General features: G+C 53.1%; 11 protein-coding genes. 8 read left to right on the top strand and 3 right to left on the bottom strand.

The window, feature by feature from the left end; genetic code table 11:
* Window positions 1-28 precede the first annotated feature (28 nt).
* The 3 genes from C1N69_RS10270 to dmsD all read left to right on the top strand — a co-directional run bounded on the left by C1N69_RS10270 (window position 29) and on the right by dmsD (window position 3589).
* Window positions 29-322, top strand: a complete 294-nt coding sequence (locus tag C1N69_RS10270) for a DUF1161 domain-containing protein (protein WP_095440751.1) — start codon at window positions 29-31, stop codon at window positions 320-322.
* Window positions 323-453: 131 nt separating this feature from the next.
* Window positions 454-2892 carry a selenate/tellurate reductase subunit YnfE gene (gene ynfE, locus C1N69_RS10265; protein WP_155031109.1) on the top strand — a complete coding sequence of 813 codons (2439 nt, stop codon included), beginning with the start codon at window positions 454-456 and terminating at the stop codon, window positions 2890-2892.
* 82 nt (window positions 2893-2974) lie between these two features.
* Window positions 2975-3589: a Tat proofreading chaperone DmsD gene (gene dmsD, locus C1N69_RS10260; RefSeq protein WP_155031108.1), complete on the top strand. Its 615-nt coding sequence runs from the start codon at window positions 2975-2977 to the stop codon at window positions 3587-3589.
* A 44-nt stretch (window positions 3590-3633) separates the two neighbouring features.
* Here the strand turns inward: dmsD and C1N69_RS10255 are convergent, their stop codons facing one another.
* On the bottom strand, window positions 3634-5349 hold the full coding sequence (locus C1N69_RS10255) for a SulP family inorganic anion transporter (protein WP_155031107.1): 1716 nt from the start codon (window positions 5347-5349) through the stop codon (window positions 3634-3636).
* 554 nt (window positions 5350-5903) lie between these two features.
* On the opposite strand from C1N69_RS10255, the gene C1N69_RS10250 reads away from it, so the two are divergent.
* Both C1N69_RS10250 and C1N69_RS22850 read left to right on the top strand, forming a co-directional pair.
* Window positions 5904-6947, top strand: coding sequence for a hypothetical protein (locus tag C1N69_RS10250; protein WP_155031106.1), 1044 nt, complete (start codon window positions 5904-5906; stop codon window positions 6945-6947).
* Window positions 6948-6961: 14 nt separating this feature from the next.
* Window positions 6962-8245 carry a glycoside hydrolase family protein gene (locus tag C1N69_RS22850; protein ID WP_218944889.1) on the top strand — a complete coding sequence of 428 codons (1284 nt, stop codon included), beginning with the start codon at window positions 6962-6964 and terminating at the stop codon, window positions 8243-8245.
* A gap of 419 nt (window positions 8246-8664) precedes the next feature.
* Here the strand turns inward: C1N69_RS22850 and C1N69_RS10235 are convergent, their stop codons facing one another.
* On the bottom strand, window positions 8665-9282 hold the full coding sequence (locus C1N69_RS10235; protein WP_155031105.1) for a hypothetical protein: 618 nt from the start codon (window positions 9280-9282) through the stop codon (window positions 8665-8667).
* A 296-nt stretch (window positions 9283-9578) separates the two neighbouring features.
* Window positions 9579-10415 carry a MipA/OmpV family protein gene (locus tag C1N69_RS10230; RefSeq protein WP_155031104.1) on the bottom strand — a complete coding sequence of 279 codons (837 nt, stop codon included), beginning with the start codon at window positions 10413-10415 and terminating at the stop codon, window positions 9579-9581.
* Between the two features lie 200 nt (window positions 10416-10615).
* Here C1N69_RS10230 and C1N69_RS10225 point away from each other — a divergent pair, with 200 nt between their 5' ends.
* The 3 genes from C1N69_RS10225 (at window position 10616) to oqxR (ending at window position 13298) form a co-directional block, all read left to right on the top strand.
* Window positions 10616-11293 carry a response regulator gene (locus C1N69_RS10225; protein ID WP_047958466.1) on the top strand — a complete coding sequence of 226 codons (678 nt, stop codon included), beginning with the start codon at window positions 10616-10618 and terminating at the stop codon, window positions 11291-11293.
* On the top strand, window positions 11293-12681 hold the full coding sequence (locus C1N69_RS10220; RefSeq protein ID WP_047958465.1) for a sensor histidine kinase: 1389 nt from the start codon (window positions 11293-11295) through the stop codon (window positions 12679-12681). The genes C1N69_RS10225 and C1N69_RS10220 overlap by 1 nt, the downstream gene beginning before the upstream one ends.
* A 137-nt stretch (window positions 12682-12818) precedes the next feature.
* Window positions 12819-13298, top strand: coding sequence for an efflux pump transcriptional repressor OqxR (gene oqxR, locus C1N69_RS10215; protein WP_025760257.1), 480 nt, complete (start codon window positions 12819-12821; stop codon window positions 13296-13298).
* The last annotated feature ends 49 nt before the right edge of the window (window positions 13299-13347 follow it).

Below are 13347 nucleotides of genomic sequence, written 5' to 3'. Positions count from 1 at the left end.
ATCTCTACACAGAGAAAAGGAGCTACAGATGAAACGGTTACCCTGGATTACCGCCCTGCTGTTAATGAGTGCCTCAACGGCCGCGCTGGCGGCACCGGATTCCTGCGAGCGTGTGAAAAGCGACATTCAGCAAAAAATCATCAACAACGGCGTGCCGGAGTCCGGTTTTACGCTGAACATTGTACCGAACGATCAGGCCGACCAGCCGGATGCGCAGGTGGTGGGTCATTGCGCTAACGATACCTTTAAAATCCTTTATACCCGCACAGGCAGCGGATCGGCGGCAGGCAGTCAGGACTCCGCGCCGACTGAACCGCAGTAATTTGCCTGCAATTCCCGTTGTTTTGATGAGGATTAAGATCTAATCCCCCCAAATCAGTAACACTCACCCCATCATTAGCCCGGTTGTAATAACGGGAAAAATAATACGCAATTATAATGATGGGGTGAGCCATGTCCGATAGTGAACATCACGGCGGAATTAGCCGTCGAACACTCGTAAAATCTACAGCCATTGGTTCTCTGGCGCTTGCCGCCGGCGGTTTGTCGTTGCCCTTTGGCGTGAGACGTGCTGCCGCGGCCGTGCAAAACGCCATGAATGCTGCCGAAGATAAAGTGGTCTGGGGCGCCTGCTCGGTTAACTGCGGCAGCCGCTGTGCATTGCGTCTGCACGTCCGTGACGACGAAGTGTACTGGGTTGAAACGGATAATACCGGTGACGATATTTACGGTAACCATCAGGTGCGTGCCTGCCTGCGCGGACGTTCTATTCGCCGCCGTATTAATCATCCTGACCGTCTGAACTACCCGATGAAACGGGTGGGTAAGCGCGGTGAAGGCAAATTCGAGCGCATCACCTGGGACGAAGCCCTCAATACCCTCACTGCCAGCCTGAAAGACGTCGTGGCCAAATACGGCAACGAAGCGGTTTACATCAACTACTCTTCCGGCATTGTCGGCGGCAATATTACCCGTTCCTCCCCTTATGCTTCACTGGTGGCGCGCCTGATGAACTGCTACGGCGGTTTCCTGAGCCACTACGGCACCTACAGCACGGCACAAATCGCCTGTGCGATGCCCTACACCTACGGCAGCAACGACGGCAACAGCACGTCTGACATCGAAAACACCAAACTGGTGGTGATGTTTGGCAATAACCCGGCGGAAACGCGCATGAGCGGTGGCGGGATTACGTACTATCTGGAGCAGGCTCGCGAGCGATCCAGTGCGCGCATGATCGTCATCGACCCGCGCTACACCGACACCGCCGCTGGCCGCGAAGATGAATGGATCCCCATCCGTCCGGGTACCGATGCCGCGCTGGTAGCCGGTATTGCGTGGGTATTGATCGCCGAAAACCTGGTCGACCAGCCGTTCCTGGATAAATACTGCGTGGGCTATGATGAGAAAACGCTGCCGGAAGGCGCACCCGCTAACGGCCACTACAAAGCGTATATTCTCGGTCAGGGCGATGACAAGACCGCGAAAACCCCTGAGTGGGCTTCCCGCATTACGGGCATACCCGCCGATCGCATTGTTAAGCTTGCCCGTGAAATCGGCTCCGCCAAACCGGCTTACATCTGCCAGGGTTGGGGACCCCAGCGCCAGGCGAACGGAGAACTGACCGCCCGCGCGATCGCGATGCTGCCTATCCTCACCGGAAACGTGGGGATCAACGGCGGTAACAGCGGCGCGCGTGAGTCGACATACACCATTACTATCGAACGTATGCCGCTGCCGGACAATCCGGTCAAAACGCAAATTTCCTGCTTCAGCTGGACGGATGCCATCGCTCGTGGACCGGAAATGACCGCCCTGCGCGACGGCGTGCGCGGGAAAGATAAGCTGGACGTGCCGATTAAGTTCATCTGGAACTACGCGGGCAATACCCTCATCAACCAGCACTCCGATATCAATAAAACCCACGATATCCTGCAGGATGAAAGCAAGTGCGAAATGATTGTCGTCATCGACAACTTTATGACCTCATCGGCGAAATATGCCGATATCCTGCTGCCGGATCTCATGACCGTTGAGCAGGAAGACATCATTCCGAACGATTATGCCGGGAACATGGGCTACCTGATTTTCCTCCAGCCCGTGACCGCGCCGAAGTTTGAGCGCAAGCCCATCTACTGGATCATGAGTGAAGTGGCGAAACGCCTTGGACCGGATATTCATCAGAAATTCACCGAAGGACGGACGCAGGCGCAGTGGCTACAGTATCTGTATGCCAAAATGCTCGAAAAAGACCCCACTCTGCCCTCCTATGACGAGCTAAAAAAAATGGGCATTTATAAGCGCAAAGATCCGAACGGGCACTTTGTGGCCTATAAAAAATTCCGCGAGAACCCGGAAGCCAATCCGCTGAAAACGCCGTCGGGCAAGATTGAAATTTACTCCAGCAAACTCGCGGAGATTGCCGCCACCTGGGAGCTGGAAAAAGATGAAACCATCAGCCCGCTGCCCGTCTACGCCTCGACCTTTGACGGCTGGGACGCGCCCGAACGCGAGCAGTTCCCGCTGCAGCTGTTTGGCTTCCACTTCAAAGCCCGTACCCACTCAAGCTATGGCAACATCGACGTGCTGAAAGCGGCCTGTCGGCAGGAGGTATGGCTTAACCCGGTCGATGCCGAAAAACGCGGCATTAAGAACGGCGATATGGTGCGCGTCTTTAACGAACGCGGCGAGGTGCGAATTGAAGCGAAAGTCACGCCGCGCATCATGCCCGGCGTGAGCGCCATGGGCCAGGGCGCCTGGCACGACGCCAGTATGAATGGCGATCGTATTGACCACGGATCATGCATCAATACCCTGACCACGCACCGCCCGTCGCCGCTGGCAAAAGGCAACCCGCAGCACACCAATCTGGTGCAGATCGAAAAGGTTTAGCACGATCGTGGTTTATTATACGGTCAGTATTCTTGGTTAACACAGCCGCGCGGGCGCAATCCGCGCGAGCAAGGAAGGTTTAATGAAAGACGTCACACCGCGTGAATCGTTCGCGTTCAGCGCCCGCGTACTGGGCGCGCTGTTTTATTTTTCACCCGACAGCGAGCAGGCCGCGCCGCTGGTGCAGGCCCTTACCGCGGGTGAATGGGTTCAGGACTGGCCGCTGCCACCGGAAACGCTGCAGCCCATTGCCGAAACCTTTGCCGCCCCAGCCGATGAGCCGCTGACAGACGCCTGGCAACGGCTGTTTATTGGCCCTTATGCCCTGCCCGCACCGCCGTGGGGCTCCGTCTGGCTGGACCGCGAATCGGTGCTGTTTGGCGACTCGACCCTCGCGCTGCGCCAGTGGATGCGAGAAAACGGCATTGCTTTTGAGATGCAGCAAAATGAACCGGAAGATCATTTCGGTACCCTGCTGCTGCTGGCGGCGTGGCTGGCCGAGAATGGCCGCGAAGCGGAGTGCGATCGGCTCCTGGCCTGGCATCTGCTGCCGTGGAGTACCCGTTTCCTCTCGGTGTTTGTCGACAACGCCGGGCATCCGTTTTATACCGCGCTGGGCAAGCTCGCGCAGCTGACGCTGGCGGACTGGCGTTCCGCGTTGCTTGTTCCGGTTGCGGAAAAGACGCTGTATCGCTAAGGGGTACGGCTTGCTCGCAACTGGCGGGCAAGCCTGGGTTTGGTTTATACCTCTCCACCCGATTCACTCGCACTCTCTTTGCTTTGAATGAACCGAAGTGCCAGATAGAGGTCTGGTGCCAGAATCATGTCATCATCATTCATTGTTGGCCGGCTGTCTTTAAACCAGCGCGTTAATTCTGTTTTCCTGCCCGCAAGAATTAACGTAACCTGCCGAGCTTTCAGGTCGCGCTTCAACTCATTTATGGTTGCCAGAACACTGATGTCTGAATGGGTGAAGCAAGCCACAGCATCAATAATCACCCATTTAGGCTGTAATGCTGCACCATCAACTAAGTTCAATACCCGGCGTTTAAAATAAGCCACATTAAAATAGGTCAACGGTGAGTTAAACCGATACATCAGCACGCCCGGGACCATTTTAATATCGGTGGTATTACCTAATGAGTGAATCATGCCATCTTCGTCAGTGCCCAGTAAGTGCTCGGAGGGACGAAAGACGGTACGCAGGAACTGTAACAGGCCAAGCAACACCGCGAGGCCGATCCCCTGGATAACGCCGATAATTAACACACAGCCAAACGTGAAGAAGGCCAGGCGAAAGGCCTGTTTATTTCGCCGTCTCAGGTTCCAAAGCCCACGTAAATCAATCAATGACCACGATGCATAGATTAGAACAATCCCTAACGCCGAAACCGGAATAAATTGTAATGGCTGAGTGAAAAAGACCACGACGATACCGATGATTAAGGCGGCGACCACGGAAACCAGCTGGCTTTTCCCCCCAACTGAATCATTCACCGCGGTCCGGGAATCGGCGCCACTGATAGCAAACCCCTGAGATAATCCCGCCATCAGGTTCGCAATACCCAGCGCCCGGAACTCGGCATCCGCGTTAATTTCATAGCCATTTTTCGCGGCGAAACTGCGGGCGGTCAGCATCAGACTGACAAAGCTGACCAACGCCAGGTTCAGCGCCGGGATCACCAAATCACGCATCGGACCAGGCTGGAACGTCTCCCAGTGAACAACGGGCAAACCAGGCTGGAAACCGTCTCCCCCAATGGTGGCAATACCGTACTGTAGTGCAGATGTCCCCCAGACCAGTAACGTTGTCAGAACAATGGCAATCAAAGGTGCGGGCCAGTGGCTGCGGTACGTTTTGATAGCCATTAAAATAGCGAGCGTTAAAAGTGATATTCCTGCGGTTAAAAAATGGCTGTCTGAAATGCGGCCTGGCAAGGCGATGATTTTCTCGATAACCTGCGCCTCATCAAGCTTGATCCCTAAAACCTTGCCGATTTGCCCGACAATAATCGTCACGGCTACGCCATTCAGCAAACCGGTAAGAATGGGATGAGAAAGCAGATCGGCAAGCGCGCCGAGGCGAAATTTACTGGCAAGCAGGCACCATCCGCCCATCATCAACGTCATGACGATCGTCAGTTGCCAGTGCAGTTCAGGATTTCCCGCCGAAAGAGGAAACACCACGGCCGCAATCACCGCACAGGTTGTGGCATCAGGGCCGACAATAAGCTGGCGTGAAGAGCCAAACACTGCATACGCTATCATCGGTAAAACGCAGGAGTACAGCCCGACTATGGCTCCAACCCCCGCCAGCTCCGCATAAGCAATCGCAACCGGTAGCGCGACAGCCGCGACGGATAACCCGGCTTTAACATCATGTTTTAGCCAGCTTTTATCGTAGGCTAACAAATTTTGCAGGCCCGGCATGTAGCTTAAAAAATACTTTCCGAACACGTTATTCTCCGGAGATTAATACTAATCACGTAATGTTGGCACACTTCTGGGAAAGGCTATGGTATTTAAATGCTGCGGTGTTGCAGGGCGGGGACGAATTGGTGGGGCCGACAGTCAGAAGGTCAGCTTTTCGCTGACAGAAGACCTTCAGTACCAATAAATTCGTTTAGTGCCAAGAGCGGACGTCTCGGAAATCTATTCAAGTGGGATAATTTAGTAAACAACTACAATACCAATATGCTTGTCCGTTTTGTAACCGAGAAACATCCTCCTGCCATAACTGGCTTAAACATGTCATAAAACTCTATCAACGAGAAAATAAATATCACCTATTTTCATTAGATATAATCAACACTGTATTTCTATACTAAAAACGTTCATTCATCCGAATGGTCAATGTATTAATCACGCACTGATAGTATTTATTTCCACAGAAAAACAAGTCGAAAGAGTTCTTTTAAAAAGTATAGGATATATCGGCATTACAATACTATTTATTTTTAATGATAATGCAATCGCAATATAAGGCAATGCAAATAAGGGGGAGAGTCATAATGCAACTGAATCAACTAAAAATCAACGAGAAGGATGCCGCAGGGATTGTGGTAGTTGATATTTATACTGTCAATGTGCCTCTTTATGCCGTGTATCGTACCGCAGTGCGCGTTATGGTGCAGTTTGCCGACGATCAAGCTACCGCTGTGTTACAGCGCAAACAGTTGGCTGCTCTGGCTGCGTTGCGTGGGCAAATTAATGGCCTCATTGATGGCTGGTACAACAGTAACAATACGGAGCTTAAAAACAGGGCTGAGCATCTGGATCGGCGTGTTGCTGATGCGCTGATCACCGCGCTTGAAGGAGATATCCCCAATGCTTCAGAAATACTCACCGAAATTCGTAATGAAGTGATTGCTGACCGTAAATCACGAGCACGTTTTCTTTATCTTATTTCGGCATCAATCGCCTCGCTGGCTGTGGCTTTTATTCTCTTCATCATTTGTCTATTTCGCCATCAACCAACGATAGAGTACGGTATTGTCGGGGGCATACTGGGAGCCTTCTTTTCTATCAGTATAGGTATTCGCTCCCGCACTATTCGCACAGATCTCCACTGGCGTGATAATACCAGCGACGCTGTTCTTCGTATCGCCGTTGGGATGATCGCTGGTTTAGTCATCGTCTGCTTTTACCGTCTTGGGCTAGTTAACATCCTGCAGTTTCCTAAACCTATGTCGCAAATCCCATGGATGCCTAATTTCATATTAGGTTTCCTCGGAGGTTTCACCGAGCGAATGATTCCGGACCTGCTAGCCAGAATCGGCTCAGAGAGCAGTAAGGGCAGTAAGGGACTTGATGCTGCGGTTATAGCAAGCAAAGGGCCGTCGAATGCTGCGGCTGCGTCGGCTGCTTCTGCCGCCATCACTGCAGTGGCAGTAACAGCGAATGCCGAACTTAATGCCGAAGACACTATTGATTCTTGCCTGTGTGATGCTCATCCAGTGGAAGGAGAGGAAGTTACGCGGGATGAAGATTTGCCAGCCGCGACAGGAGGCGTCACTAGTGAAAATATCACGCCAGCACCGCTGGCCTCACAATAAGGGGAGCTAAAAACATGGCCTATTCTCTCACATGGCTTCCAGATGTCCTGGAAGCAGCAGGTCTGAAGGTTGCTGAATGCACAGGCTGGCGGACGCGTGGCCGCGGAGACGTCGGTACGATCCGCGGTGTCATTTGTCATCATACTGCGGGAGCCCCACAAGGCGTAATGCCTAGTCTCAATACCCTGATTAACGGGCGAGCTGCATCGGCAAATGCTAAAGCGCTAGCAGGCCCACTAGCGCAACTTGGGTTAGCGCGAGACGGTACGCTCTTTATTGTGGCCGCAGGTCGTGCCAACCATGCAGGCGTGGGCAGTTGGCAAAGCATTGATACGGGTAATACTAATTTTATTGGCATCGAGGCTGAAAATACAGGCATCGGTGAACCCTGGCCTGATGTACAACTTGATGCGTATTACCGTGCTGTTGCGGCAATCCTCAAATATATCGGAGCACCAGAAACTATGGTATGTGGCCATAAAGAGTATGCGCTGCCTAAAGGGCGTAAGAACGACCCGACGCTGGATATGGCCGTTTTTCGTAATCAAGTCGGTCAAATCATGCGTGGCATTGCACAGGTGCGCCCCGCGATTCCTGCCATGGATGCCAGTGGAAGAGCCACACTTCGCCGTGGCACTAAAGGTGAACTGGTTAAACAGATTCAGTTCACCATTGGAATTTATGATGATGGTATTTTCGGCTCAAATACTGAGGCGGCGGTGCGTGTTTTTCAGCGTAATCACGCACTGGTACCGGACGGTATTGTCGGCCCGAAAACCTGGTATGAACTCACTAGATTGGAGACATTGTCAACGGGACAACAAGCAACAACTGTGTCTTCCGACATGGGAAAATATACGCCTAATCAGGCATGTATTGACCTTATCAAGCATTTTGAAAGCTGTGAATTAGAAGCTTATCCTGACCCTGGCAGCGGTGGAGAACCCTGGACAATCGGCTGGGGGAGCACGGGACCCGATATTAATAAGGGAACTCAATGGACACAGGCTGAGTGTGATGCTCGCTTTGAGAGTGATCTCATGAACTACGGGATTAAAGTGGCAGCGCTACTGGGCAACGCGCCGACCTCTGGGAACCAATTCGGCGCGTTGACAAGCTTTGCTTACAACGCAGGTTTACATGCTCTTGCAGAATCAACATTGTTGCGCAAGCACAAGGCAGGCAATTTTGAGGGGGCTGCTGAGGAGTTTGGCCGTTGGATCTATGGCTCCGGAAAACTATTGCCTGGCCTGGTCCGTCGCAGGACTGCGGAAGCGCAATTGTATCGCACCTCTTGAAACCCTAAAAAACTTGTCGGAATGTCTCAGGGCGTGAATCGGACGTTTCGACTAGTGAATTTCAAGGAAATAAAACGCTGTTATGGAGCGTGATTTACTATATAGATGCCTGAAATTTTATCGCGCACTAAAACATAGCAATCTTCAACTAAATCTCATGCCTGAATGGGTCAGGGCTGACGAGTGCAAGTGCGGTGTTTGCACAAATGCCAATCATGCCAACTAGCCTCACATCATCGGCTTTTTTGAAATCATGTTGACCATTAAGTGCTGGCACTGAAGTTCTGCATACAGTCGCCCTCTTCAGGTTGCAGTTAACCCGCCTTCCTCAGTCCGACAACAGCCCGAATCCCTCCCCCAACCATCCACGCTATACATATAAAATCATGGCAGATACGCGGTTCCTGATGTTAATTCGCTCATTTATCTCCCTCAATATGCGCAATAGTCATTACATTCTGCTGAGATTGCTTCAGGATCGGGCTAACGCGCAGGCTGATTTCAGCACTGTCGCTGGCATGTAATTTATACTGATTTATCCCGTAAGGCGGCGTTAGCCCTTGTAGCCAACTGTCGTGTACAAACATAATGGGGTCATCTTTATTTTGCTGCATGATGTGAGCAATACCTTGCAGTACCTCTTCTGCCAGCGTCGTCGCTACCATAGCGGTTGGGTTCGCGGTGAGCCGGGCTATTACGTCAGCGGCAATTGCACTGGTGTTGATGGCCGCTTCTAACTGCTTTCCTGCGTTCTGAATGTCCGCGTCGGAATCCAACAACATGATACTGAGGGTGAGAAATTCGCCTGGATTTGCAGGGCCATAAAGTAGTATGGCGTTATCAGGGGTGATTATCTGTTGATAAACTTTGGCTCCAGGAAAAGCGAAATGGCTGACGTTCATACGAATTGCGTTGTCCTTTTTATCCGTAGCAATCACCACAATGTAGGGTTCAAGATGGTTGCCAAAATCAAACGGCTTACGTATCCGCAATGTTGTCATAAATACGGCAATATTATCTTCCAGGGGGTTGAACATAGTGTTACCTCAGCAAGCTGATGAGTGCGAAGGGACAATACTGTTGAGTATTTTCTTTTTTTATCAGCGTTCGATAGCACAAAAGCGTGAAGCACAAAAAATGCCTCGTACTTAATTGGTACAAGATTCGGGATAATACCAGACAACATCCTCATCGCCTGATATGGAATGATGCTAGTCTCCATGCATATGGTCCCATACAGCATCCCTGACAAAACCCGCCCCGCCATCTTAAGCGGAGCGGCTGATCTATGTCGTTAGTGCACGCTTAAAACCCAGGACAGCGCAACCCACCCTCAAAAACTGTACGTCACCTTCAGACTCCCCGTAGGCGACGTCTTACGATGCACAATCGGGCTATCGGCAGCATCTCCCGTCAGCTGCGTCACGCACGCGGCGGCAAGCACGCTCCAGCGCGAGGTGAGCGTGTGGGTCCAGTCAAGATTCAGCGAGTACGCATAAATTCCGGCACCGGCGTCATGTCGGGCAAACCCGGATGCCGCCGACTGGGCGGCACTGACGCCGTAGTAGGTCTGCATATATTTGTCAGATCCCCAACTGCCGGTCAGCGCCAGCGTGACCGCATTATTTGGTGAAGTATAGAGCGGACTGGAAATGCCGAAGTGTACCGCCTCACCGTTGTCTCTCTCAGAAACCGGGATCTCACCCTGCACCTGCAGATTAAGCCAGTCGGTTACCTTGTAACCCAGACCAGGCACCACGATAGCCGAGCCTTTTATCTCGCCCATGCCACGCAGCTCGTCGCTGCCGGAGCTGATCGAATCGCTGCTCACGTCTTTATCTTTACGGCCTGTGCGGTAGCTGAGCGCTGCGCTGTAATCCAGGTTGCCCAGATTGTTGCCGTAACCGATACCCCGCGTGGTGCCGATAAAAAAGCCGTTGGCCATGGAATAATCCACCACCTGAGCCGCGCTGACGCGGGTTTTATCCGAACCCGAGTAGCGTGGCGCGACGTCCACCCCGCCCCCGAGAGTTAATACGTTACCCTGGCTCTGCTCTGCCGCCAGTAGCGGAGTGGCCAGTAATGCCAGCACGACGCCCGGTACGATGTTTTTCAGGCTGCGGCCCGGGAATAAATGGGGGAACGGATGACGCAGTTCGATGTTTCTCATTAAGGACGTCCTTATGGATTCAAATGATGACGATGAAGCGGTTAAACGCCAGAACGCCCATTTTGAAGCGTGACCCTAAGGTTCTTATGAGCCGAAAATGAAGAAACGCTGAAGCGCGCAGGTGCTGTAAACCGAACAAATTTACTGATACCGTTTTTTTCTTAAGATGTTCTTCATTCACTGCCGATACAGTTACCACTGTGAAAATTCTACTTATTGAAGACGACCTGGATCTCGGCAATGGCGTACGTATCGCCCTCTCCGATCAAGGCTTTGACGTTATATGGGTTCGCCGGAAAGAGGATGCGCTGCATCAGCTTGACGTCTGCGTGCCTGAGCTTGTTTTACTCGACTTAGGGCTGCCCGATGGCGATGGCATGAGCCTGATGACGCGTTTGCGCCAGCAGCTTAAGGGCATCCCCGTTATCATCCTGACGGCGCGAGGAACGCTACAGGATCGCCTGTACGGGCTGGATGCGGGTGCAGACGACTATCTCGTCAAGCCCTTTGTTCTCGCCGAGCTGCTGGCAAGAGTGAGAGCCCTTGCGCGACGCAGTTACGGTTTTGAAAATGAGGCAATAGAAATTCGCGGGCTGTCGCTTCATGTGCCGACGCGTCGCGTGACGGTGAGCGCGCGCCACGTTGACCTGACGGCCAGTGAATACGCCCTGCTTGAAACGTTGATGCTGCGCGCTGACCGCGTGCTAACGCGCCGGTTCCTGGAAGAAAGGATCTTCGGCAACAAAGAAAACCTCAGTAATGCGCTCGACGTGCATATGGGTAATTTGCGGCGAAAAATTGGCGACGGTTACGTGCGAACAGTGCGGGGCGTCGGGTATGTCATTGATACCGTCTCTGTCCAGAGGGTGACCGGTTAATGCGAAACTTTTGGTCCCACCTGCGCCACGCCACGCTGGTGCGGCGAATTATCATCGCCCAGATGCTGTTGCTTACGCTGCTGTGGTGTCTTTTTTTAACCTTCATTCTGTGGGAGGACCTGCGCAGTCCTCCCATCCTCACGGGCAGTAAAACCTACGAAACCCTTTTTACCCTGGTTGAGCGGATGGACGAACGCCCGCAGGATCGCACCGCGGTGCTCGAAGCCTTTAGCCAGGCGCTGCGCGAAGGCTATGGCGGCGGTGAAGATCCCGTGCTGTCGATTAACCTTATCGTGCGCAAGAACAATGCAGTTATTTTTGCCTCCGACGGCGCGCCTGCGGGGATAACAAACACCCGGTTCGGAGAACTGGATCGCGTTCAGAGTGACGATCGTACCTGGACCAGCCGCACCCTTAAATCCCCTCATTCCGACGTGGAGGTCACCCTCTTCACGCCAGCCAGTGGCTGGAACTTCTTTATCTACCTGAACTCGCGGGGTTACTACATCCTGCCGCTGCTGGTCTGCTTCCCTTTTCTGCTGTTTCCCGCGTGGCTGTCGATCCGCATTGCTATGCGCCCCTGGAACAGGGTGGTCAATGAAATTACGTTACGCACGCCTGACGATCTCTCGCCCCTAAAAGCCGTTCCCAGGCACAGGGAGCTTCGCCAGATGGTGGATGCGATCAATGATTTCCTTGCCCGGGTGCGTGAAAGCGCTGAGCGGGAACGGGTTTTCATTGCCGATGCGGCGCACGAGCTGCGTACTCCCCTCGCAGCGATGCGCATCAACGTGGAGGCGCTGCAGTCCTGGGTCATCAGCGAGAACCAACAGGAGCTGCTTGCGGGGGTAATTCGCAGCAACAGCCGTGCTGCACGTCTCGTCAATCAGCTGCTGCTGATGATGCACAGCGAAGCACGCATTGACACCGAGATGGAGCCAGTACCGCTGACAACACTCATTCAGGAGCGAATGGCCGAGCTGGAGCCGTTAGCCTCTGCGCGCAGGATTGAGCTGGAGTTCTTCTCGCAGGATGACATCTGGATCGCGGGCGTCAGGGAACGTCTGGTGTCGCTGATTGATAACCTGATTGAGAATGCGGTGAAGTACAGTCCTGAAGGGGGGCGGATTCAGGTCGACGTACGCGCACTCGATGGCTGCACGCAGCTGCGTGTCTCGGATGCGGGGCCCGGTATTCCGCCTGAACTGCGGGAACGCGTGTTCGACCGTTTTTTCCGCGACCCGAATCAGATGCAAAGCGGAAGCGGTCTGGGGCTTGCCATCGTCAAAGCGGTGGCGCAGCAGCACAACAGCCGCGTTAACCTGAGTACATCCGCTGAAGGCGGCCTGATGGTGACGGTTGACTTCCCCAACCGCACGTTTAGCTAAACCAGAACAGGGGGTTTGATCGCAAATGCCGCAGATTGCTTCAAAAAAAAAACCGTATTTGTTATATTGTTGTTTATTGCTTATTCACCTCTGCGGTGCCAAAAAGAACAAGATTCACCGCAACCCAGGATACAAAAATGTTAGATTACCGCTTCCCGACAGCTTTGCAGATGGTTCTCAGCGTAGCGATGGCGGAGCAATTGGGCGAACGTTCAACGAGTGCGATTCTGGCCTACGGCCTGGAAGCGAACCCGAGCTTCATCCGCAAATTAATGGTTCCGCTCACGCGTGACGGCATTATCGTCTCAACGCTTGGCCGCAATGGCTCCATTCATCTTGGTCGCCCGCCGGAAGAGATCACCCTGCGCGATATCTACCTTTCGGTCATCGAAGATAAAAAACTGTGGGCGTCGCGCCCTGACGTCCCGGCCCGCTGCGTGGTCAGCGCTAACGCGTGTTGGTACTTTAAATCAATTTCCGAAGAGGCCGAGCAGGCGTCGTTAGCCGTACTGGCCCGCCACACCGTGGCAAGCGCGCTGGAAGCGGTGAAAAACGCCGACAGCAGCGGATGGGATCCGCTCCCCGATCTTATCGCCCAGTATCAAAAAACGTCGTAATAGTTTACCTGGTGCGAAAAAAAACCGCCTTCACTGTGAAGGCGGTTTT

The organism is Enterobacter sichuanensis (genome assembly GCF_009036245.1).
GTDB classification, from domain to species: domain Bacteria; phylum Pseudomonadota; class Gammaproteobacteria; order Enterobacterales; family Enterobacteriaceae; genus Enterobacter; species Enterobacter sichuanensis.
The sequence above is the reverse complement of the archived record's forward strand: the minus strand, read 5'-3'. Positions and strand labels throughout refer to the sequence as shown.